General features: G+C 60.4%; 19 protein-coding genes. 9 read left to right on the forward strand and 10 right to left on the reverse strand.

Annotated elements, in window-relative coordinates; translation table 11 throughout:
• Positions 1–17: 17 nt before the first annotated feature.
• From phaC (ACIO0C_RS26815) to ACIO0C_RS26855, 9 genes are all read right to left on the reverse strand, one after another.
• Positions 18–1,700, reverse strand: a complete 1,683-nt coding sequence (gene phaC, locus ACIO0C_RS26815; protein WP_401316739.1) for a class II poly(R)-hydroxyalkanoic acid synthase — start codon at positions 1,698–1,700, stop codon at positions 18–20.
• 128 nt (positions 1,701–1,828) lie between these two features.
• Positions 1,829–2,683, reverse strand: a complete 855-nt coding sequence (gene phaZ, locus ACIO0C_RS26820; protein ID WP_401316741.1) for a poly(3-hydroxyalkanoate) depolymerase — start codon at positions 2,681–2,683, stop codon at positions 1,829–1,831.
• Between the two features lie 155 nt (positions 2,684–2,838).
• A complete protein-coding gene (gene phaC / locus ACIO0C_RS26825) occupies positions 2,839–4,518 on the reverse strand; it encodes a class II poly(R)-hydroxyalkanoic acid synthase (RefSeq protein WP_401316743.1) in 1,680 nt (559 codons plus the stop codon).
• 257 nt (positions 4,519–4,775) lie between these two features.
• Positions 4,776–5,147, reverse strand: a complete 372-nt coding sequence (locus ACIO0C_RS26830) for a gamma-butyrobetaine hydroxylase-like domain-containing protein (protein WP_401316746.1) — start codon at positions 5,145–5,147, stop codon at positions 4,776–4,778.
• 76 nt (positions 5,148–5,223) lie between these two features.
• Complete coding sequence (gene hslU / locus ACIO0C_RS26835; protein WP_008058117.1) at positions 5,224–6,561, reverse strand: HslU--HslV peptidase ATPase subunit; 1,338 nt, start codon at positions 6,559–6,561, stop codon at positions 5,224–5,226.
• 54 nt (positions 6,562–6,615) lie between these two features.
• Positions 6,616–7,146, reverse strand: coding sequence for an ATP-dependent protease subunit HslV (gene hslV / locus ACIO0C_RS26840; RefSeq protein ID WP_053153354.1), 531 nt, complete (start codon positions 7,144–7,146; stop codon positions 6,616–6,618).
• Between the two features lie 231 nt (positions 7,147–7,377).
• A complete protein-coding gene (locus ACIO0C_RS26845; protein ID WP_008058118.1) occupies positions 7,378–8,088 on the reverse strand; it encodes an SPOR domain-containing protein in 711 nt (236 codons plus the stop codon).
• Position 8,089: 1 nt separating this feature from the next.
• Entirely contained in the window at positions 8,090–9,826 is a 1,737-nt protein-coding gene (argS, locus tag ACIO0C_RS26850) for an arginine--tRNA ligase (RefSeq protein WP_401316749.1), read from the reverse strand.
• Between the two features lie 138 nt (positions 9,827–9,964).
• Positions 9,965–12,184, reverse strand: coding sequence for a primosomal protein N' (locus tag ACIO0C_RS26855; protein WP_401316752.1), 2,220 nt, complete (start codon positions 12,182–12,184; stop codon positions 9,965–9,967).
• Between the two features lie 176 nt (positions 12,185–12,360).
• On the opposite strand from ACIO0C_RS26855, the gene rpmE reads away from it, so the two are divergent.
• Positions 12,361–12,579: a 50S ribosomal protein L31 gene (rpmE, locus tag ACIO0C_RS26860; protein WP_008047849.1), complete on the forward strand. Its 219-nt coding sequence runs from the start codon at positions 12,361–12,363 to the stop codon at positions 12,577–12,579.
• A gap of 286 nt (positions 12,580–12,865) precedes the next feature.
• The gene (locus ACIO0C_RS26865) at positions 12,866–14,134 is read left to right on the forward strand and encodes a malic enzyme-like NAD(P)-binding protein (protein ID WP_401316755.1); all 1,269 of its coding nucleotides are present in this window, start codon (positions 12,866–12,868) and stop codon (positions 14,132–14,134) included.
• Positions 14,135–14,276: 142 nt separating this feature from the next.
• Here ACIO0C_RS26865 and ACIO0C_RS26870 read toward each other — a convergent pair whose 3' ends face one another.
• Positions 14,277–16,718, reverse strand: coding sequence for a penicillin-binding protein 1A (locus ACIO0C_RS26870; protein ID WP_401316758.1), 2,442 nt, complete (start codon positions 16,716–16,718; stop codon positions 14,277–14,279).
• A 213-nt stretch (positions 16,719–16,931) separates the two neighbouring features.
• Between ACIO0C_RS26870 and ACIO0C_RS26875 the strand changes: the two genes are divergently transcribed.
• The 7 genes from ACIO0C_RS26875 (at position 16,932) to aroB (ending at position 23,534) form a co-directional block, all read left to right on the forward strand.
• On the forward strand, positions 16,932–17,993 hold the full coding sequence (locus ACIO0C_RS26875; protein WP_401316760.1) for a pilus assembly protein PilM: 1,062 nt from the start codon (positions 16,932–16,934) through the stop codon (positions 17,991–17,993).
• Positions 17,993–18,559 (forward strand): PilN domain-containing protein, encoded by a 567-nt coding sequence (locus tag ACIO0C_RS26880; protein ID WP_401316762.1) that lies wholly within the window; start codon positions 17,993–17,995, stop codon positions 18,557–18,559. The genes ACIO0C_RS26875 and ACIO0C_RS26880 overlap by 1 nt, the downstream gene beginning before the upstream one ends.
• Positions 18,556–19,176: a type 4a pilus biogenesis protein PilO gene (gene pilO, locus ACIO0C_RS26885; protein ID WP_401316764.1), complete on the forward strand. Its 621-nt coding sequence runs from the start codon at positions 18,556–18,558 to the stop codon at positions 19,174–19,176. The genes ACIO0C_RS26880 and pilO overlap by 4 nt, the downstream gene beginning before the upstream one ends.
• Positions 19,176–19,700, forward strand: coding sequence for a pilus assembly protein PilP (locus ACIO0C_RS26890; protein ID WP_401316767.1), 525 nt, complete (start codon positions 19,176–19,178; stop codon positions 19,698–19,700). The genes pilO and ACIO0C_RS26890 overlap by 1 nt, the downstream gene beginning before the upstream one ends.
• A gap of 13 nt (positions 19,701–19,713) precedes the next feature.
• A complete protein-coding gene (pilQ, locus tag ACIO0C_RS26895) occupies positions 19,714–21,759 on the forward strand; it encodes a type IV pilus secretin PilQ (protein ID WP_401316770.1) in 2,046 nt (681 codons plus the stop codon).
• A 4-nt stretch (positions 21,760–21,763) separates the two neighbouring features.
• Positions 21,764–22,282, forward strand: a complete 519-nt coding sequence (aroK, locus tag ACIO0C_RS26900) for a shikimate kinase AroK (protein WP_032831512.1) — start codon at positions 21,764–21,766, stop codon at positions 22,280–22,282.
• Positions 22,283–22,433: 151 nt separating this feature from the next.
• Positions 22,434–23,534, forward strand: a complete 1,101-nt coding sequence (gene aroB, locus ACIO0C_RS26905; RefSeq protein ID WP_401316773.1) for a 3-dehydroquinate synthase — start codon at positions 22,434–22,436, stop codon at positions 23,532–23,534.
• The last annotated feature ends 7 nt before the right edge of the window (positions 23,535–23,541 follow it).

The raw sequence follows: 23,541 nt of genomic DNA on the forward strand, positions 1-23,541 counted from the left end.
ACCGTGGTCGTTGAACATCAGCGCACGCGCACGTAAGTCCCGGGCGCTGCCTCCATCGGTGGATAACTCTGATTGCCGAGGGCCATGTGCGTTTCTTTTTTCGCGCCCGAGCGCTCCTGAATCCAGTCCAGCCATTGCGTCCACCAGCTGCCTTGGACGGGTTTGGCGTCGTAGTACCAGGCCCTGGGGTCGCTGCTCAGTTTTGCGCCTTCGAGGTAGTTGGCTTTCGGATTGTTCGGCGGGTTGAGAATGCTCTGCACATGACCGCTGTTGGACAGCACGAAGCGGCGCTCGCCACCGAGCAGCAGGGTCGAGCGATACACCGCGTCCCACGGCGTGATGTGGTCGTTGATGCCAGCCACGCTGAAACTGTCGACGGTGACCTTCTGCAGGTCGATCGCGGTGCCGCAGACTTCCAGGCCACCGGGATGGCTCAGCGGGTTGTGCTTGAAGAAGTCCAGCAAGTCGCCATGCAGGGCGGCCGGCAGGCGGGTGTTGTCGTTGTTCCAGTAGAGGATGTCGAACGCCGGCGGCTCCTTGCCCATCAGGTAGTTGTTGACGAAGTAGCTCCAGATCAAATCGTTGGGGCGCATCCAGGCGAAGACCTTGGCCATGTCGCGGCCGTCCAGTACACCTTTCTGGTAGGAGCGGCGCTTGGCGGCTTCCAGGGTCTGTTCGTCGGCGAAGAGCGTGGCCGGGCTGTCCAGTTGGCTGTCGAGCAGGCTCACCAGGTACGTCGCGCTGGAAACACGGCGCAGTTGGCGCTTGGCTTGCAGGTGACCCTGCAGGGCGGCAATGGTCAGCCCGCCTGCGCAGGCACCCATCAGGTTGACTTCGCGGGCGCCGGTGATCGCCCGGCAGACATTCATGGCTTCTTCTACCGCTTCAACGTAGGTCGACAGGCCCCATTCGCGGTGGCGTATATCCGGATTGCGCCAACTGATGACGAAGGTTTGCAGGCCGTTCTTGAGCGCGAACTGGACGAAGCTGTTGTGGGGGCTGAGGTCGAAAATGTAGTACTTGTTGATTTGTGGCGGCACCACCAGCAGCGGTTTGGAATACTGCTTTTCGCTCATCGGCTTGTACTGGATCAGTTCCAGCAGTTCGTTGCGAAACACCACGGCGCCGGTGGTGGTGGCGACGGTCTTGCCGACCTCGAATGCGTGCTTGGTGACTTGTCGGGGTAGCCCGTCGTTGTGCAGGAGGTCGTCGACCAGATGGCCTATCCCGCGCACCAGGCTGTTGCCGCCGGAGTTGAAGATTTCCTTGATCGCCAGCGGATTGAGCAGGCTGTTGGACGGCGACACGGCATCGTTGAGCAGGGCGAATGCGAAGTGCGCGCGGGCGCGGTCATCCGGGTTCATGTTGCTTTCGTCGATCCAGCTTTTGACCTGCTTCTGCCAGCTCAGGTAGGCCTGCAGACTGCGACGATAAAAGGGGTTGAGACTCCATGCCGGGTCGTCGAAACGACGGTCCTGCGGGTTGGTGGGATGCAGGGTGTCGCCCAGCAACACGCGACCCAGTTGACCACCTAGTTTCAAGGCGTGTCGCGCGGTATGCACGGGGTGGCGCAGGCCATGGGCGGCAACACTGCGCAAAGTCGAAACCAGATCCCGGCCACGCAGGCCGGTAATCGCACTTTGTGCGTTGATGAACGCGGCGGGAGTGGGTAGTGACTCCCTCGCAGGTTTATCGCGCATGACTCAACACTCCTTCGTCTTCAGGCCAAATACAAAACACCGAACCAGAACACCATAGACGCTGTAGCGGGTTGTTGCGCGGTGCGATGTCCTGCCGCCCCCTCTTTGCCATACAAAAAATGGGCCGGTCAGCCACCGAGTGGCGCCGGATGCGGATGCATCACCGCACGCTGGCGCTCCTCCTCGAGGAACTTCATGATGATCGGCGCCACCGCTTCGGCCCGGGTAATCAGGAACAGATGGCCGTCATCGATGATGTGCAACTGGGCATTGGGAATCCGCCAGGCCAGCAAACGCATATTGACCAGCGGGATCAAGGGATCGTCGTCGCCGGCCAGGACCAGGGTTGGCTGATTGATCTTGTGCAGCCAGTGAATGCTGGTCCAGCCGAAGCCGGCGAACAGTTGCCAGTAGTAACCGAGCTTGCCCGCCGAACGGACCTTCGCCGCGTGGCTCGCGGCCAGCGTCGGGTCGCGACGGAATGCGCCGCCGTAGATCATTGGCGCAATGCGGATCACATGGGAGGGCTGGATGTAGCGCCGCGGGCTGGCCATCATCCACAAGACTTTCGGCTTGCCCGGCACCATCACCGTGCCCGCTGCCGTCGCGGCCAGGACAAGCTTTTTGCAACGCTCCGGGTAGTCATAGGCGAACTGCTGCGCCAGGGCTCCACCCCAGGACACGCCGATCACATTGACCTGCCCGTAGTCGAGGTAGTCGAGCATGCGTGCCGTGAGTTTCGCCAGGCCCGGAAAACGATACGGACGATTCGGCGTCGACGAACCACCGACACCGGGCACGTCGAAGGCGATGACTTCCAGGTCCGGGTCCAGTGCCGCGACGAACGGAAACACCAGCTCCAGGTTGGCGCCGATGCCGTTGAAAATCAGCAAGGGCGTCAAATGAGGCTTGCCGGGGCGCACCGCCGTGCGGAGGGTCTGGCCATCCAGGTCGACGGTGCGGAATATGAACGGTTGCGGCATGCTTCTGGCCCTGTGGGTTAATTCATCCCCGAACCCCTGTAGGAGCGAGCTTGCTCGCGAAAAACGCCAGGGCAACGCGTTAAGTCAGACAGTGCGCGTAATCGTTGACGTCCATCGCGAGTAAGCTCGCTCCTACAGTGAGGCGGGTGTGTCAGTTACCGCTCGTGCACGTAAGTGCCTGGCGCCGCTTCACCCGGCGGATAGGCCTTGTTGCCCAGTTTTGCCGGGGCCTTTTTCAGCTCGCCCGAGCGTTGGGCCTGCCAGGCCTGCCAGTGCAGCCACCAGGAATCGGTGTGCTTGGTGGCGTTCGCTTGCCACTCATCGGCATTGTTCGCCACTTCGGTGCTGGTCATGTAACGGGATTTCGGATTGCCCGGCGGGTTCAGGATGCTCTGGATATGCCCGCTGCTCGACAGTACGAATTCAACGTTGCCGCCAAACAGCTGCGCCGACTTGTAGCAGGACTTCCACGGGGTGATGTGGTCGTTGGTGCCGGCAAGGGAAAATATGTCGGCCGTCACTTGCTTGAGGTCGATGGCGGTGCCGCACACTTCCAGTGCATTCGGGCGAATCAGTGGGTTGTTTTTGAACAGCTCGATCAGGTCGCCGTGGAACGCCGCGGGCAACCGGGTGGTGTCGTTGTTCCAGAACAGGATGTCGAATACCGGCGGTTCGTTGCCCAGCAGGTAATTGTTGACCCAGTAGTTCCAGATCAGGTCGTTGGGGCGCATCCAGGCGAAGACCTTCGCCATGTCGCGGCCTTCCAGTACGCCGGCCTGGTACGAGTGGCGCTTGGCGGCTTCAAGGGTCTGTTCATTGACGAACAGGGCGACGTCGCTCTCGAGAGTGGTATCGAGCACGCTCACCAGCAAGGTCAGGGCGTTGACCTTGTTCTCGCCGATCGCCGCGTAATGGCCCAACAGCGCGGTGCAGGTGATTCCGCCGGAGCAGGCTCCGAGCATGTTCACGTCTTTGCTGCCGGTGATCGCGGTGACGACATCAACCGCTTCCTTGAGGGCTTCGATGTAGGTCGAAAGGCCCCACTCGCGCTGCTCCTTGGTCGGGTTGCGCCAGCTGACGATGAAGGTCTGCACGTTGTTGCGCAGGCAGAACCGCGCCAGGCTCTTGTCCGGGCTCAGGTCGAAAACGTAGAACTTGTTGATCTGTGGCGGTACCACCAGCAGCGGGCGTTCGTGTACCTGCTCGGTGGTCGGCTTGTACTGGATCAGTTCCAGTACATCGTTGCGAAACACCACGGCGCCCTCGGTCACGCCCAGGCTCTTGCCGACCTCGAACGCACCCATGTTGACCTGGCTCGGCATGCCGCCGTTGTGTACCAGATCCTTGGCCAGGTGCGAGAGGCCATCAAGCAGGCTCTTGCCGCCGGTTTCGAAAAAGCGTTTGACTGCCGCCGGGTTGGCCGCGGTATTGGTCGGCGCCATGGCTTCGGTCATGAGGTTGATCACGAAGTGCCCGCGCGCCACATCGCTGGGGCTGAGGTTGCTTTCGTCGATCCAGGCGTGGAGTTCCTTGCGCCACGCCAGGTAGGTTTGCAAATAGCGTTTGTAGAGCGGGTTCTGGCTCCAGGCCGGATCGGCGAAGCGACGGTCATCGCTGGTTGGTTGCAGCCCGGATTTACCAAACAGCACGTTCTTGAGTTCAAGACCAAAGTGCGCGACATGTTTGACGCTATGCACCGGTTGCTTGATGGCCTGCCTAAGCACCATTCGAGCAGAAGCCAGTAGATCCTTTCCACGCAGCCCAACGACAGGATTGAGCCCCAGGGTGTTTTCCGAGGCTTGATACTTCAACTCATCGTTACTCTTGTTACTCATCTACGACGCTCCATTGCCCTGAGACGAGTACCTTGGTCCCACTGTGTAGTCACACAGCCAATGCCAGGTACTACGCTCGGGTGACCGTTAATTCTGCATCACTGCTTTTCAGTTCAGAGAGCACTGCAGGGAACTTGCCAGCTCCATTGGTTACCCGAGTTTAATTTTTTTCGCAAGCGGGCCAAGCGTCGACCCTAAAGCCGAGCATTCAAGCAGATGGAATTAGAAAATGCCCTCTAAAGAGCAAGAGGTGCAGGCTAGAGCATCAGCTTGACGACAGATTCGTTCGGGTCGCGGGTTTTTCCCGCAGCCTTGAGCTCGGCAAGATAATCGTCCCAGAGTGCGTCATGACGCCGTCCCAGTTCGTAGAGGTATTCCCAGGTGAACAGGCCGCTGTCGTGGCCATCGTCGAAGGTCAGCTTCAGAGCGTACTGACCGGCCGGTTCTATCTTGCTCAGTCCTACGTTGATCTTGCCAAATTGCAGGATGGGTTTGCCGTGGCCCTGGACCTCGGCGGAGGGGGAGTGCACGCGCAGGAACTCGGCGGGCAGGGTGTATTCCTCGCCGGACGCGTATTTGAGCGTCAGGGTATTCGAGGCTTTGTGCAGCTTGATGTCGGTGGGAAGCATAGGAAGAGCCTTGGGCGGAAAGCTACATGCTGCAAGCTTAACTCAGCTTGCAGCATGTAGCTTGCCGTTTGCTGCTCTACAGAATGTAGCGGGACAGGTCTTCGTTCTGCGCCAATTCGCCCAGGTGGCCGTTGACGTAGTCGGCGTCGATCTGGATCACCTTGTCGTCATGGACGCTGGCCAGGTCGCCGGCGCTGAAAGACACTTCTTCGAGCAGGCGTTCAAGCAAGGTGTGCAGGCGGCGGGCGCCGATGTTTTCGGTTTTCTCGTTGACCTGCCAGGCGATCTCGGCAATGCGCTTGATACCGCTCGGCAGGAACTCGATGCCCAGGCCTTCGGTTTTCAGCAGCGCGCAATATTGCTCGGTGAGCGAGGCATGGGGTTCGCTGAGGATGCGCTCGAAATCTTCCGGGCTCAGGGCCTTGAGTTCGACGCGGATCGGCAGACGACCTTGCAGCTCGGGCACCAGGTCGCTTGGCTTGCTCAGGTGAAAGGCGCCGGAGGCGATGAACAGGATATGGTCGGTCTTGACCATGCCCAGCTTGGTGTTGACGGTGCAGCCTTCGATCAGTGGCAGCAAGTCGCGCTGCACGCCTTCGCGGGATACATCTACGCCGCCGGAATTGCCACGCTTGGCGACCTTGTCGATTTCGTCGATGAACACGATGCCATGCTGCTCGACCGCTTCCAGGGCCTTGGCCTTCAACTCTTCATCGTTGACCAGGCGGCTGGCCTCTTCGTCGCGCACCAGCTTCAGCGCTTCCTTGACCTTGAGCTTGCGGGCTTTCTTCTTGCCCTTGCCCATGTTGGCGAACAGGCTTTGCAGCTGGTTGGTCATTTCTTCCATGCCCGGTGGCGCGGAGATGTCGACGCCGGCCATTTCGGCGACTTCGATTTCGATCTCCTTGTCATCCAGTTGGCCTTCGCGCAGGCGCTTGCGGAACAGCTGACGGGTGTTGGAATCCTGGGTCGGGGCATCGTCGCTGCTGAAGCCCATGCGTGCCGGTGGCAGCAGGGCGTCGAGGATGCGCTCTTCAGCAGCGTCTTCGGCGCGGTGGCGTACCTTGACGATTTCCTGTTCGCGCAGCAGCTTGATCGCGGCATCGGCGAGGTCGCGAATGATCGATTCGACGTCACGGCCGACGTAGCCGACTTCGGTGAACTTGGTGGCTTCGACCTTGATGAAAGGCGCGTTGGCCAGTTTGGCCAGGCGACGGGCGATCTCGGTTTTACCGACACCGGTCGGGCCGATCATCAGGATGTTCTTTGGTGTTACTTCAACACGCAGCTCTTCAGGCAGCTGCATGCGGCGCCAGCGATTGCGCAGGGCAATGGCGACGGCGCGCTTGGCATCGTCCTGGCCGATGATATGGCGATTGAGTTCGTGGACGATTTCACGGGGAGTCATGGACATAATATTCAAAGGACCTCAAGCAAGAATGAACCGTGGCACGGGGCCGAATCAGGCTTACTCGGCGCAGTCCTGCTCCTCAATGGTCTGGGTGTGGTTGGTGAATACGCAGATGTCGCCGGCAATGCCGAGGGCGGTTTCGACGATTTCCCGGGCCGACAGGTCGGTTTTTTTCAGCAGTGCGCTGGCCGCGGCTTGTGCATAGGCGCCGCCGGAGCCCATGGCGATCAGGCCGTCTTCTGGCTCGACCACATCACCGTTGCCGGTAATGATCAGCGAGGCGTCCTTGTTTGCAACGGCGAGCATGGCTTCCAGGCGGCTCAGGGTGCGGTCGGTGCGCCATTCCTTGGCGAGCTCGACAGCTGCGCGTACCAGGTGACCCTGATGCTTTTCAAGTTGGCCTTCGAAGCGTTCGAAGAGGGTAAAGGCGTCAGCGGTGGCACCGGCAAAACCGGCAATGACCTGGCCGTGGTACAGGCGACGAACTTTTTTCGCGTTGCCTTTCATCACGGTATTGCCAAGGGAAACCTGGCCGTCGCCGCCCATGACGACTTTGCCGTGGCGGCGAACTGAAACGATGGTGGTCAAGGGAAGAGTCTCCACGCTGCGGGGCGAAAATGCCGTATGCCCATTCATATGGGGGTGGTGGAGTGGATTTCAACTGTAGGACGGGAGAGGGGACGAGCGGTGGCTTGGCCAAGCGTCTTGTGGTGTCTGTTCTGACGCCATCGCGGGCAAGCCCGCTCCCACAGGATTTACGCTAACCCTGTGGGAGCTGGCTTGCCAGCGAAGAACGATGACGCGGTGTGTCTGGTGGAGTCAGCGGTTCTGGCGTTGTTGTAACAACAGATTGCTGAAGCCGGCACCAGCCAGTTGTTTCTGTGCCGTGGTCAACTGCTCACGGTTGCTGAACGGACCCACTAATACCCGATACCAGGTCTCGTCCTTCACCGTGCCCGATTCAACCGCCACCGCCTGGCCAAGCAGAATGATCTGCGCCCGCACCTTGTCCGCGTCAGCCTCCTTGCGGAACGATCCGGCCTGCAGGAAGAACTTGGTCACTGGTGCGGCCTTGGCCACCGGTGGTGCTGGCGGCGGCGTAATGCCAGCCAGGGCTGCCTGGGCACGGGCGGTATCGATCTTCGCCGCTTCCGCCGGGGTAACCGGCGTGGTCGGAATGGCCGGTACTTGTGGCGTCGGCAGGGTTTTTTCCGGCACGGCATCCGGCGGCACGATGACTTCCGATTCCGGCAACAGGGTGTAGAAGTCGTACTTCGGCTTCACCGGTTGCGTCGGGCTCGGCGGGGTCTTGTTGGCCTCGGCGATCTTGGTGGCTTTCTGTTGCTGCTCGACTTTCTCGCGCTTGACCGTGTCGCTGCCCTTGCCCGGCTCCAGCTTCATCAGGAATACGATGAAAGCACCGACCGTCAGGCCGATGGCCATCCACAGCCAACCCGGGATCGGTTGCTTCGCTGGAGCTTGGTAACGGCTGGCGCCACGCTTGGGTGCAGGTTTTTTCTTGGCAGCCAACTTACATACGCTCCAGAGTTTCCAGGCCCAAGAGTTCCAGGCCTTGCTTGAGAGTGCGACCGGTCAGCGCGGCGAGGCGCAGGCGGCTCTGCATTTGTTCCGGGGTGTCGGCGGCGAGGATCGGGCAGTTCTCGTAGAAGCTGGAGAACAGGCCGGCGACGTCGTACAGGTAGGTGCAGAGGATGTGCGGCGTGCCTTTCTCGGACACGTTGTTCAGCACTTCGCCGAATTGTGCGAGTTTCGCCGCCAGTTCGAGCTCGTGGGCTGCTTCGAGAACGATCTGACCCTCTACTTCGCTGAAGTCCTTGCCGAGTTTGCGGAACACGCCAGCCACGCGGGTGTACGCGTACAGCAGGTACGGCGCGGTGTTGCCTTCGAAGTTCAGCATCAGGTCGAAGTTGAAGCTGTAGTCGCTGGTGCGGTGCTTGGACAGGTCGGCGTATTTCACCGCGCCGATGCCCACCACCTTGGCGATGTTGCGCAGCTCGGCTTCGGCCAGCTCCGGGTTCTTGTCCTTGACCAGGGTGTAGGCACGTTCCTGGGCTTCGGTCAGCAGGTCGATCAGCTTCACGGTGCCGCCATCACGGGTCTTGAACGGGCGGCCGTCAGCGCCGTTCATGGTGCCAAAGCCCATGTGTTCCATTTCCATCGGGTGCGTCACGAAGCCGGCCTTACGGGCGACGGCGAACACTTGCTGGAAGTGCAGGGCCTGACGCTGGTCGACGAAGTACAGTGCGCGGTCGGCCTTGAGCTTGCCGCTGCGGTAGCGCACGGCGGCCAGGTCGGTGGTGGCGTAGAGGTAGCCGCCGTCAGCCTTGACGATGATCACCGGCAGCGGGTCGCCGTCGGCGTTCTTGAACTCATCGAGGAACACGCACTGGGCGCCGTTGCTCTCGACCAACATGCCGGCGGCCTTCAGGTCGTTGACCACATTGATCAGGTCGTCGTTGTAGGCGCTTTCGCCCATTACGTCGGCCATGGTCAGTTTGACGTTCAGCAGCTCGTAGATCTTCTGGCAGTGGGACAGCGAGATGTCCTTGAACCTGGTCCACAGCGCCAGGCAATCGGGATCGCCAGCCTGCAGCTTGACCACCAGGCCACGGGCACGGTCGGCGAACTCTTCGGATTCGTCAAAGCGGCCTTTGGCGGCGCGGTAGAAGTTTTCCAGGTCCGACAGCTCGTCGCTGGTGATCGGGTTTTCCTGCAGGTAAGCCATCAGCATGCCGAACTGGGTGCCCCAGTCGCCGACGTGGTTCTGCCGGATCACTTCGTCACCGAGGAATTCGAGAACGCGGGCTACGCCGTCGCCAATGATGGTCGAGCGCAAGTGGCCGACGTGCATCTCTTTGGCCAGGTTCGGTGCTGACAGGTCGACCACGGTGCGCTGTACCGGGCCGGCCTTGCGCACGCCGATGTGTTCATCGGCCAAGGCGGCGTCCAGGCGTGTAGCCAGGGCCTGGGTGTTCTGGAAGAAGTTCAGGAAGCCAGGGCCGGCGATTTCAGCCTTGGAGACGTTTTCGTCAGCCGGCAGGGCCGCGATGATTTTTTCCGCCAGGTCGCGCGGCTTCATGCCCGCAGGCTTGGCCAGCATCATGGCGATGTTGCTGGCGAAGTCGCCGTTCTTCTTGTCTCGGGAGTTTTCAACCTGGATCGCCGGCGACAGGCCTTCAGGCAACACACCTTCGTTGACGAGTTGGGTGATGGCTTGTTGGATCAGCTGGCGAATGGTGTCTTTCATGGTCTTCTCTTTCGACCGCAGGCGCGGCGGCGCATCATGCGCTGGTGGAAAAACTGGGCATTATCCGTTGCCGAGGCGGGCTTGCCAACTATAGCGGGCAGGTTATGGATATGTGGTGACAAAAGAGGCAAAGATCTTTTAATACAGATCCACCGGATCAACATCCAAAGACCAACGTACCGCCCGCCCGCTCGGCATCTGCTCCAGCACCAGCAACCAACTGGCAAGCAACCGATGCAGCGGCGCCCGTGCCGTAGCCTGCAACAACAACTGCGCCCGATAACGCCCGGCCCGACGCTCCATCGGTGCTGGAACCGGTCCCAGCAGTTCAATTCCGGTCAGATTCTGTTCGGCCAGCAAGCGCTCGGCTTCGCTGCAGGCCTCATCAAGAAACCCCTCGGCTTGTCCGGGCTTGTGCGCCTCGGCCCGCAGCAACGCCAAGTGCGCAAACGGCGGCAGCCCCGCCGCGCGACGTTCGCTCAAGGCCTGTTCGGCAAAGGCGAAGTAACCCTGCTCGGTCAACTGCACCAGCAGCGGATGGTCGGCCAGGTGCGTCTGGATGATCACTTTGCCAGGCTCTTCCGCCCGACCCGCTCGACCCGCGACCTGGACAATCAGTTGCGCCATGCGCTCGCTGGCGCGGAAGTCACCGGAGAACAGCCCGCCATCGGCATCCAGGATCGATACCAGGGTCACGCGCGGGAAGTGGTGCCCTTTGGCGAGCATCTGCGTGCCCACCAGGATGCATGGCTGGCCTTTCTGGATGGTCGCGAACAACTGGTTCATTGCGTCCTTGCGCGACGTGCTGTCGCGGTCGACTCGCAGTACCGGATAGTCCGGGAACAGGATTCCCAGGCGTTCCTCGGCCCGTTCGGTGCCGGCCCCCACGGGGCGCAGGTCGACCTTGTTGCACTTGGGGCACTGGCGCGGTACGCGTTCGACATAGCCGCAATGATGGCAACGCAGTTCGCCGTAGCGCTGGTGCACCGTCATGCGCGCATCGCAGCGTTGGCACTCGGACATCCAGCCGCAGTCATGGCACAGCAGGGTTGGGGCAAAACCGCGGCGGTTGAGGAACACCAGCACCTGCTGGCCGGCAGCGAGGGTCTGGCCAATGGCTTGTTGCATGGGGCCGGAAATACCGCTGTCCAGTGGACGGCTTTTTACGTCCAGTCGTAGGAAGCGCGGTTGCTTGGCGCCGCCGGCACGCTCGTTCAGCCGCAGCAGGCCATACCGACCGGTGTAGGCGTTGTGCAGGCTTTCCAGTGAGGGCGTGGCAGACCCCAGGACAATCGGGATGTTTTCCTGGCGTGCCCTGACCAGCGCCAGATCGCGGGCGTGATAGCGCAAGCCTTCCTGCTGTTTATAGGAACCATCGTGTTCTTCGTCGATGATGATCAGCCCCGGATTCTTCATCGGCGTGAACAGCGCCGAGCGGGTGCCGATAATGATGTCGGCTTCACCATCGCGGGCGGCGAGCCAGGCCTCGAGACGTTCGCGATCATTGACCGCCGAGTGAATCAGCGCGATACGCGCGTTGAACCGTTGCTCGAAGCGCGCCAGGGTCTGTGGGCCGAGGTTGATTTCCGGGATCAGCACCAGCGCTTGCTTGCCGGCCTCCAGGGTTTCGCGAATCAACTGCAAATAGACTTCGGTCTTGCCGCTGCCGGTAACGCCGGCGAGCAGGAACGCGTGGTAGCGGTCGAATCCTGCGCGAATGGCTTCATACGCGGCCCGCTGCTCCGAGTTGAGTGGCAGCTCTGGTTGGGCCAGCCAGTGTTCGTGTCGGGCTCCGGGGGCGTGCCTGCGAATTTCGACCTGGACCAGGTCTTTGGCCAGCAACAGATCGAGGCTGTCCTTGCTTAACATCAGCTTGCTCAACAACTGATGGGCGACGCCGTGGGGGTGCTGGGCCAGCGTTGCCAGGGCTTCGCGCTGGCGCGGGGCGCGGGCGATACGCGGGTCATCGAGGCTGGCGCCCGGCGCGGCGGACCAGAAGCGCTCCTGGCGCGCCTCGGCCAGTTCGCCCTGGCGCAGCAGCACCGGCAGTGCCCAGCTCAAGGTGTCGCCGAGACTGTGTTGGTAGTACTGGGAGGTCCACAGGCACAACTTGAACAGCGTTTGAGGCAGCGGCGGTGTAGCGTCAAGCAGGGCGAGGGCGGGTTTGAGTTTTTCTGCCGGCACTTCGCTGGTGTCGGTGACCTCCACCAGGATCCCGATCATCTCCCGCCGGCCGAACGGCACTCGCAAACGCATGCCAGGGTGCAACTGTGCACGCAGCACGCCGGCCGGTGCCCGGTAGTCGAACAGGCGGCGCAGGGGCGAAGGCAGGGCGAGGCGCAGAATGGCGTCGGGCACGCGGGGGGATCTCGATAGGCGGGTACAAAGGAAGAATCAGGGCCGGGAGCCTAGCAGACGACCGGTTTGAGGGACAGCTTGCGTGATTGGCATTGTCTGGTAGAATCCGCGGCCTAATTACGTGCGGTATTCAACAATAGTGTTGGGTGGCGGCACGCTAGCCCGAGGAAGACACCATGAAAGCTGATATCCATCCAGAATACCCAGCAGTTGCTGTTACCTGCAGCTGCGGCAACAAGTTCGAAACCCGTTCGACCTTCGGCAAAGCCCTGGCGATCGACGTTTGCAACGAATGCCACCCGTTCTACACCGGTAAGCAGAAGACTCTGGACACTGGCGGCCGCGTTCAGCGCTTCGCAGACCGTTTCGGTGCTTTCGGTGCGAAAAAGGCCTAAGGCCGATCATCCTGGGAAAGCGCTACAGTTTTTCCATGCTGATGAAAAAGGCGTCCCCCGGGACGCCTTTTTTGTGCCTGTGATTTGGCTGCAATGGCCATTTTCAAATAATTGTAGACATTTTTTGCTTGAATTGTGAACAGTCTATCCCTTGTGTTCCGCGGCTCTTGGGCCAAAGTCGTAGGGTGGGGCGCTTGACAGGGGTGACCGGTCAGTCTTGTGGGGATTTTGTCAGGCGCGTATCCTCGCTGACCAGTCTGTCCAACAGTAAAAGCGGAATGCCAAAATGTCTGATCTGAAAACTGCCGCTCTCGAATATCACGCCAATCCTCGTCCAGGGAAGCTGAGTGTCGAGCTCACCAAGGCCACCGCTACCGCCCGCGACCTGTCGCTGGCCTACAGCCCCGGCGTAGCTGAACCAGTACGCGAGATCGCCCGCGATCCTGAGCTGGCCTACAAATACACCGGCAAAGGCAACCTGGTTGCAGTTATTTCCGATGGCACCGCGATTCTCGGCCTGGGTAATCTTGGCCCATTGGCCTCCAAGCCAGTGATGGAAGGTAAAGGCGTGCTGTTCAAGCGCTTCGCCGGCATCGACGTTTTCGACATCGAAGTCGACTCCGAAAGCCCGCAAGCCTTCATCGACACCGTCAAGCGCATCTCCATCACCTTCGGTGGCATCAACCTGGAAGACATCAAGGCACCTGAGTGCTTTGAGATCGAACGTGCCCTGATCGAGCAGTGCGACATCCCGGTATTCCACGACGACCAGCACGGCACCGCAATCGTGACCGCGGCCGGCATGATCAATGCCCTGGAAATCGCTGGCAAAACCCTGCCGCAAGCCAAGATCGTGTGCCTGGGTGCCGGTGCTGCTGCCATCTCTTGCATGAAACTGCTGGTGAGCATGGGTGCCAACATCGAAAACATCTACATGGTTGACCGTACCGGTGTGATCCACTCCGGCCGTGACGACCTGAACCAGTACAAGGCCGTCTTCGCTCACGCGACCGACAAGCGCACCCTGGCAGACGCCCTGCAAGGTGCTGACGTGTTCGTCGGCTTGTCCGGCCCGAACCTGCTGAGCGCTGAAGGGCTGCTGTCGATGGCGCCGAATCCGATCGTGTTCGCTTGCTCGAACCCGGATCCGGAAATCTCCCCGGAGCTGGCCCACGCCACCCGTGACGACGTGATCATGGCCACCGGCCGTTCGGACTACCCGAACCAGGTCAACAACGTTCTGGGCTTCCCGTTCATCTTCCGTGGTGCCCTGGACGTTCGCGCCAAGCGCATCAACGAAGAAATGAAAGTGGCTGCGGCCAACGCCTTGCGCGAACTGGCCAAGCTGCCAGTGCCTCAGGAAGTATGCGACGCCTACGGCGGTATCAAGCTGGAATTCGGTCGTGAGTACATCATTCCGAAACCAATGGACGCCCGCCTGATCACCGTGATCTCCGATGCCGTGGCCAAGGCTGCGATCGAGACCGGCGTGGCAACCCTGCCGTATCCGAAGAACTACCCGCTCAAAAGCGTGGGTGACGTGTTCAACGGTTAAGAGCAGTCGCCCATAAAAAACCCAGCCAAGTGCTGGGTTTTTTTATGGGCTCAAAGCGGCAAGCTACAAGCTGCAAGTTAAAAGCAGGGGCATGCCACGAATTATGCTTGTGGCTTGCAGCTTGAAACTTGCAGCTGCTTCCCTAGAACAAATCGATCGGCGCCGCCTCATCCGCCGGTAGCGGGCTGCCTGGGGCATTGCCGTTGCCCAGCTCATTGCCCGTTGGCGGCGTATCTTCGACCTTGAACAGTTCGAAATAGGCCCCTGGCGTGCCTGGAGTGGCTGCACGGCCGCTGATCGGATCTACCCGCAGGCTCAGGATGCCTTCCGGCTCTGGCTGGGTGTGAGGCGGCAGGCCTTTGAGCGCGGCACCCATGAAGTTCATCCAGATGGGCAGGGCGACGGTGCCGCCAAACTCCTTGCGACCCAGGCTTTCGGGCTGGTCGAAGCCTGTCCAGACGGTGGTGACGTAATCGGCGTTGTAACCGGAGAACCAGGCGTCCTTGGATTCGTTGGTGGTACCGGTCTTGCCGGCAATATCGCCGCGGCCCAAGGCCAGCGCGCGACGGCCGGTACCGAGCTTGATCACGTCCTCCAGCATGCTGTTGAGGATGTAGGTCGTACGCCCATCGACAATGCGTTCAGCCACGGCAGGCGTTTGCGGGGCTGCTTGCGCGCCCGGTACCTGGCCAGGTGTTGCATTGACCGTAAAGGCTTCGGCGGCGGGTGCGGCGATACCGTCGGTCGCGACAGCGCCTTTTGGCACGCTGGGTGGGTTGGCAACGAACAGTGTGTCGCCATTGCGGCTTTCGATCTTGTCGATGATGTACGGGGTGATCTTGTAGCCACCGTTGGCAAAGGTACTCCAACCCGTGGCAATTTCCATCGGTGTCAGGGTTGCGGTACCCAGGGCCAGGGACAGGTTGGGTGGCAGATCCTGCTTGTTAAAGCCAAAGCGGGTGATGTAGTCGATAGTCTTGCCAACGCCCATCGCTTGCAGCAGGCGAATCGAAACCAGGTTGCGTGACTTGTAGAGCGCTTCACGCAGGCGGATCGGGCCGAGGAAGGTGTTGGTGTCGTTTTTCGGGCGCCAGACCTTGTCCAGGTATTCGTCGACAAACACGATCGGTGCGTCGTTCACCAGGCTGGACGCGGTGTAGCCGTTATCCAGTGCGGCACTGTAGACGAAAGGCTTGAAGCTCGAACCCGGCTGGCGCTTGGCCTGAAGGGCGCGGTTGTAGTTGCTTTGCTCAAAGGCGAAACCGCCGACCAGCGCGCGGATGGCGCCGTTTTGCGGATCAAGGGAGACCAGTGCGCCCTGAGCCTGCGGGATCTGGCTGAATTTCAGCGAATTGTCCGCCTGGCGTTGCACGCGAATCAGATCGCCGACCTGGGCCACATCCGAAGGCTGCTTGGGGTTTGGGCCCATGCTGTTGGTGTTCAGGAATGGGCGAGCCCATTTCATGGTGTCCCAGCTAACGTGTTCGCTGCCGGTGCGGGTCAGCACCTGCAGGCCGCTCTTGTCGACCTGGGTGACGATGGCCGGTTCAAGGCTGCTGATGGTGCGTTGCTTGGTCAGCTCGGTCGCCCAAGCCTCGCGCGTCTTGCCCGGCAGACGGGACTCGGGGCCCCGATAGCCGTGACGCTGGTCATAGGTCATCAAGCCTTCGTGGAGGGCGGTGTTGGCCATTTCCTGAAGGTTGCTCGGCACCGTGGTGGTGACGCGGAAACCTTCGGTGTACGCATCGCTGCCATAGCGGCCAACCATTTCGGCGCGGGCCATCTCGGCGATGTAGGGCGCGTTCACTTCTGGAGTCGGCACGTGATAGCTGGCGTTCAGCGGCTCGTTGACGGCAGTGGTGTAGTCGGCTTCGCTGATTTTGCCCAGCTTGTACATGCGCCCCAGGATCCAGTCGCGACGCTCCTTGCTGCGGGCCGGGTTGGCCAGCGGGTTGAATCGCGAAGGCGCTTTGGGCAGGCCGGCGATCATCGCCATCTGCGCCAGGCTGATGTCGCGAATCGACTTGCCGTAATACACCTGCGCCGCTGCCTCGATGCCGTAGGCGCGGTTGCCCAGGTAAATCTTGTTGACGTACAGCTCAAGGATTTCGTCTTTGGTCAGTTGCCGTTCGATCTGCAGGGCCAGGAGGATTTCTGTGGTTTTGCGCGAGAAACTGCGTTCGCTGGTCAGGAAGAAGTTCTTCGCCACCTGCATGGTGATGGTGCTGCCGCCGGACTGGATATGGCCGCTTTTGACCAGTTGAGTGGCGGCGCGCATCAGGCTGCTGGGATCGACGCCGTAGTGGTTGGCGAAGTTGTCGTCTTCAGCACTTAGTAACGCATTAATGAAATTGGGGGGAATGTCGGCGAAACGGATCGGTGTACGGCGCATTTCGCCAAACTCTGCGATCAACTTGTTGTCGCTGCTGTACACCCGCAAAGGAATCTGCAACTGGATGCTTCTCAGAGCCTCAACGGACGGCAAACCGGGGCTAAGGTAAAGAAACGCCCCACTCAGACCCAGAAGCAGTCCGCAGAATACGGCGACGATGGACCAACCGAAAAATTTCAGCAGACGAATCAAGGCTTTTGGACATCCAGGGCAAAAAATGAATTTGGCATCAGGGTTCAGGCTAAGGAGAACGACCCGCGCTTGAGAAAAAAGCGGAAAAAACGCTGGGCATTATAAGCATTTTTCCGTCCAAGGCGTTATTTGCGCTAGCTGTCAAGACGGGTGGATTGAACGCAACACCCGTTATGGAGTCCGTAACTCACGGAAAGTCATAGGGAATTGGTAGTGCTAGGACTCTTCAATAAAAAAGCCAGGTCGCTTCTGGGGATCGATATCAGCTCCACTTCGGTGAAGCTGCTGGAGCTGAGCCGCCAGGGCAATGGCTATAAGGTCGAGGCCTACGCGGTCGAGCCATTGCCCCTCAGTGCGGTCGTCGAGAAAAATATCGCCGAGCCCGATGGCGTGGCCCAGGCACTGTCGCGTGTGCTGGTCAAGGCCCGGACCAACCTAAAGAGCGCGGCGGTGGCCGTGGCGGGTTCGGCGGTGATCACCAAGACCATCGAGATGGATGCCGGCCTTACCGACGACGAGATGGAAGACCTGCTCAAGATCGAGGCCGACCAGTACATCCCTTATCCGTTGGACGAGGTCGCCATCGATTTCGAAGTCCAGGGTGCGTCAGCGCGCAATCCTGGTCGGGTCAATGTGCTGCTCGCCGCCTGTCGCAAGGAAAACGTCGAGGTCCGTGGGGCCGCCCTGGCGTTGGCGGGCTTGACTGCGCGCGTGGTCGACGTCGAAGCCCATGCCCTGGAGCGTTCTTTCGGTTTGCTCGAGAGTCAGCAGGGTGGGGCTCAAGGGCGTCTGGTGGCAGTGGTCGATATCGGGGCCACGATGACCACCCTGAGCGTGCTGCATGACGGGCGGATCATCTACACCCGCGAGCAATTGTTCGGTGGCCGCCAGCTCACGGAGGAAATTGGGCGCCGATATGGCCTGACCGCTGAGCAGGCAGGCCTGGCGAAGAAGCAGGGCGGTTTGCCGGATGATTATGTCAGCGAAGTGTTGCAGCCATTTCGAGAGGCGCTGGTGCAGCAAGTGTCGCGCTCATTGCAGTTCTTCTTCGCTTCGGGCCAACACAACGCGGTCGACCATATTCTGCTGGCGGGCGGTACCGCGTCAGTCCCCGGTCTGGACCGGATGATCGAGCAACAATTGGATACGCCCACGCAGGTGGTCAATCCGTTTTGCGACATGACGTTGGGCAGCAGGGTAAACGCCGCGGCCCTGGCCAGCGATGCGCCGGCGTTGATGATTGCCTGCGGGCTGGCCCTCAGGAGTTTCGACTGATGGCGCGGATCAATCTATTACCTTGGCGCGAAGAGCGGCGTGAAGAGCGGCGCAAGCGCTTTCTACTGGTGCTGGCGGGCGTACTGGTGGGGTCGGCAGGTGCATTGTTCGCCGCCAACCAGGTCATCAGCAGCGCTATCGAGCGGCAGATTGCGCGTAACGACTACATCGGCAAACAGATCGCCGTGGTCGACGAACGGATCAAGCAGATCAGCGATCTCAAGGCGCGTCGTCAACAATTGGTCGAGCGCATGCGCATCATCCAGGACCTGCAGGGCAATCGCCCGAACAGCGGGCGAATTTTTGATCAGCTGGCGCGGACCTTGCCCGATGAGGTTTATTTCACCGAAGTCAAAATGGCGGGCAAGACCTTGTCCATCACCGGTGCGGCGCAATCGAACAACCGTGTTTCAGACCTGATGCGAAACCTGGATGCGTCCGACTGGTTCGATGCGCCCAGCCTGACCGAAGTCAAGGCGACGACCGCGGGTCAACTGGACCAGGCCAACGTTTTTCAGTTGACCGTTCGTCAGAGCCAGGCTGCGACCGTGGAGGGTGGCGAATGAGTCCGTCCGAATGGTTCGAAGGGGTGCGCAGGATCGACATCAACGATCTGGACACCAGCAACATGGGGTCTTGGCCGCCTGCGATCAAAGTCCTGATGGGCATTGTGGTCGCGATTTTGGTGCTGTCGATCGGCTACAACTTTTCCACGAGTGAGCTTGAGAATCAGCTTGAACTCAAGCGCGAGGAGGAGTTGACCCTCAAGGAGCAATTTGCCAGCAAATCCCACATGGCGGCGAACCTGGAGCTCTACACCCAGCAGATGAAGGCGATGGAGAATTCGTTCGGCGTGCTGCTACGGCAACTGCCCAGCGACACCGAAGTCCCCGGTCTGCTGGAAGACATCACGCGAACGGGGCTGGGCAGCGGCCTGGAGTTCGAGGAGATCAAGCTGTTACCGGAGGTCGCCCAGCCGTTCTACATCGAACTGCCGATCCAGATCAAGGTTACCGGCGCCTATCACGACCTGGCCACTTTTGTCAGTGGCGTGGCCGGGTTGCCGCGTATTGTCACCCTGCATGATTTCGACCTGGCACCGGTCAATCCCGACGGCGGACCGAAATTGCGCATGAGCATACTGGCCAAGACTTACCGCTACAACGACAAGGGGCTGCATTGATGAGCTCGCTTCGTGGTAGTTCGATAGTGGTATTGATTGCCGTATTGGCAGGCTGTGGTGGTGGCGATGATTTCAGCGACCTGGACGCCTACATGAACGAAATGCGCCTGCGGGCGCCGGGCAAGATTGAACCAACGCCGACATTTCGGTCTTACCCGACATTCACCTACAACGCCGCCAACTTGCGCAGCCCGTTTTCCCCGCAGGTCAAAGTCGATCTGGCGCGCCAACAAGGTTCGCGCAACGTCAAGCCTGACCCCAATCGGGTCAAGCAGTACCTCGAGGGTTTCAATATCGAGCAGTTTGAAATGGTCGGCACGATCTCCAATGCGGCAGGCTCCTTTGCGTTGCTACGCGGCGCCGGTGGGGTGCATCGGCTGAAAGTCGGTGATTACCTGGGGCGTAACGACGGCCGGATAGTCGCCATCAGTGGCTCGCAAGTCGAAGTGGTCGAAATCGTTCCCGATGGCGAAGGTGCCTGGCTGGAGCGGCCGCGGACCCTTCCTTTGAAAGAGCATTCATAGTGGAACTCGAACAATGAACAGGATTCTCTCCGCCCTCGGAGTATCGCTATGGATAGCGTTGCTGTCGCCGATGGTACAAGCGGTCAACCTCAAGGCGCTGGATGTTGCCGCGCTGCCCGGGGACCGCGTCGAGTTGAAGCTGGTGTTCGACGAGCCACCTCCGACGCCCCGTGGCTACACGACGGACTCTCCCGCCAGGATTGCACTGGACCTGCCCGGTGTTGTCAGTCAGCTGGCGAGCAAGACCCGCGACCTGGGCAGTGGCAATGCCCGCAGCGCGACCGTGGTGGAGGCCAAGGATCGTGCGCGGCTGATCATCAATCTGACCCGGTTGAGCCCCTACGACTTTCGCGTCGAAGGCAATAACCTGTTTGTGGTCGTCGGGCAGGGTGGCAAAAGCCCGGCACCGAGAGCGGCTACCGCTGTTGTTCCGGCCCCGGCTCCGGCGCGCGCGGTTGCACCGGCAGGCAAGGCGATTCGTGCGGTGGATTTCCAGCGAGGTACCCAAGGGGAAGGCAATGTCGTTATCGACTTGTCGGATCCGTCCATTGCGCCAGATATTCAGGAGCGCGAAGGCAAGATCATTCTCGGCTTCGCCAGGACCCGATTGCCCGAGCCATTGCGTGTGCGCCTGGATGTGAAGGATTTCGCCACGCCGGTGCAATTCGTCAATGCCAGTGCCTCGGGAGACAAAGCGACCATCACAATCGAACCCAGCGGTGCCTTCGACTATTCGACCTACCAGACCGACAACAAGCTGACCGTCAGCGTTCGTCCGATGACGGTCGATGACCTGCAAAAGCGCAACGCCGATCAATATGCCTACAGCGGTGAAAAGCTCTCGCTTAATTTCCAGGACATCGACGTGCGCTCGGTGCTGCAGCTGATCGCCGATTTCACCAACCTGAATCTGGTCGCCAGCGACACGGTGCAGGGAGGCATTACCCTGCGCCTGCAAAATGTACCCTGGGACCAGGCGCTAGACCTTGTGTTGAAAACCAAGGGCCTGGACAAACGCAAGGTGGGCAATGTGCTGCTCGTCGCCCCGGCCGACGAAATCGCTGCCCGTGAACGCCAAGAGCTGGAGTCACAGAAGCAGATTGCCGACCTGGCGCCACTTCGTCGAGAACTGTTGCAGGTCAATTACGCCAAGGCGACCGATATCGCCAAACTGTTCCAGTCGGTGACCAATGCCGAGGTGAAAGCCGACGAGCGGGGCTCGATCACCGTTGATGAGCGCACCAACAACATCATTGCCTACCAGACCCAGGACCGGCTCGACGAACTGCGGCGAATCGTTGCGCAACTGGATATTCCGGTGCGTCAGGTGATGATCGAGGCGCGTATCGTCGAAGCCAACGTCGATTACGACAAGAGCCTCGGCGTGCGCTGGGGGGGCTCGATTCAGAACAAAGGCAACTGGAATGCCTCGGGAGTCGGTAACGGCACCAGCGACGGCGGCAGCTCGCCGTTCGTCGACCTGGGGGTCGCCAACAACACGTCGGGCATCGGCATCGCCTTCATCACGGACAACGTCTTGCTGGACCTTGAATTGTCGGCCATGGAAAAGACCGGTAATGGCGAAATCGTCTCGCAACCCAAGGTGGTCACCTCCGACAAGGAAACCGCGAAGATCCTCAAGGGCACCGAGATTCCCTATCAGGAAGCCAGCTCCAGCGGCGCTACTTCGGTCTCTTTCAAAGAGGCTTCGCTGTCGCTGGAGGTAACGCCGCAGATCACGCCGGACAACCGGATCATCATGGAGGTCAAGGTCACCAAGGACGAGCCGGACTACCTGAACAAGGTCCAGGATGTACCACCGATCAAGAAAAACGAGGTCAATGCCAAGGTCCTGGTCAACGATGGCGAGACCATCGTCATTGGCGGGGTTTTCTCAAATACTCAGAGCAAGGTCGTAGATAAGGTGCCATTTCTTGGCGATGTGCCGTATCTTGGCCGCCTTTTCCGGCGTGACGTGGTTTCGGAGAAAAAATCCGAGCTGTTGGTGTTTCTCACACCGCGTATCATGAATAACCAGGCGATTGCTGTGAGTCGTTGATTCTGTGCGAAATTTGATACTTGTAGGACCGATGGGGGCTGGAAAAAGCACCATCGGCCGTTTGCTGGCCAAAGAGCTGCGCTTGCCATTCAAAGATTCCGATAAGGAAATTGAATTACGCACGGGCGCGAATATCCCATGGATCTTCGACAAGGAAGGCGAACCAGGCTTTCGTGAGCGCGAGCAGGCAATGATTGCCGAGCTGTGCGATTACGACGGCGTGGTGCTGGCGACAGGCGGTGGCGCGGTCATGCGCGAAGCCAATCGTCGGGCGCTGCGCGCCGGCGGACGGGTGGTCTATCTGCATGCCTCCGTCGAGCAACAGGTCGGCCGCACGTCCCGCGACCGCAATCGGCCATTGTTGCGCACAGCCGATCCGGCCAAGACCCTCCGGGATCTGCTGGCGATCCGCGACCCCCTTTATCGGGAAATCGCCGATCTGGTGGTGGAAACCGATGAGCGACCGCCGCGGATGGTCGTGCTCGATATCCTGGAGCGTTTGCAGCAATTGCCGCCCCGTTAAAGCGTCGCTCGAAATGCGCTATCCTCGGCGTCTTGCCATGACCGCTCCAGGTTGTGGCGAACGGCCGACGAACGGCGTAACACCAGCGGTGGCCGTAGACATTCGTTAACTCAAGGCAGGTTGCCTGATTCCATCTTCACTGTGGGGACACATGCAGACACTCAAGGTCGATCTAGGCGAGCGCAGCTACCCGATTCATATTGGCGAAGGTTTGTTGGACCAGCCTGAGCTGCTGGCCCCGCATATTCGCGGACGGCAAGTGGCGATCATTTCCAATGAAACCGTCGCGCCGCTCTATCTCGAACGCCTGACCCGCAGCCTTGCGCAGTTCTCGGTGATTTCCGTGGTGCTGCCTGACGGCGAGGCCTTCAAGACCTGGGAAACCCTACAGCTGATTTTCGACGGTCTGCTGACCGCGCGGCACGATCGGCGCACCACGGTGATTGCCCTGGGCGGCGGCGTGATTGGCGACATGGCCGGTTTTGCGGCTGCCTGCTACCAGCGCGGTGTGGATTTCATCCAGGTTCCGACCACGCTGCTGTCGCAGGTCGACTCTTCGGTGGGTGGCAAGACCGGGATCAACCATCCGCTGGGCAAGAACATGGTCGGCGCCTTCTATCAGCCGAACGTCGTGCTGATTGACACCGCTTCCCTCAACACCCTGCCGGCCCGCGAGCTGTCCGCCGGCCTGGCCGAAGTCATCAAGTACGGGCTGATCTGCGATGAGCCGTTCCTGACCTGGCTCGAAGACAACGTCGACCGCCTGCGCAATCTGGATCAGCAAGCCCTGACTTATGCCATCGAGCGCTCCTGTGCGGCCAAGGCGGCCGTGGTCGGCGCCGACGAGAAGGAAACCGGTGTACGGGCAACGCTTAACCTGGGCCATACCTTCGGTCACGCCATCGAGACCCATATGGGCTATGGTGTCTGGCTGCATGGTGAAGCGGTCGCTGCTGGCACTGTAATGGCTCTGGAAATGTCCGCGCGCCTGGGCTGGATCAGCGAACAGGAGCGCGACCGCGGCATTCGCCTGTTCCAGCGCGCCGGCCTGCCGGTTGTTCCGCCTGAAGAGATGACGCCAGCCGATTTCCTCGAGCACATGGCAATTGACAAGAAAGTGATCGACGGTCGTTTGCGCCTGGTGCTGCTGCGCCACATGGGCGAAGCGGTAGTGACCGACGATTATCCGAAAGAGGTTCTACAGGCCACGCTGGGAGCGGATTACCGCGCCCTGGCTCAGCTTAAAGGTTAATAAGAGC

The sequence above is a fragment of the Pseudomonas sp. NPDC087336 genome (genome assembly GCF_044744285.1).
Taxonomy (GTDB): domain Bacteria; phylum Pseudomonadota; class Gammaproteobacteria; order Pseudomonadales; family Pseudomonadaceae; genus Aquipseudomonas.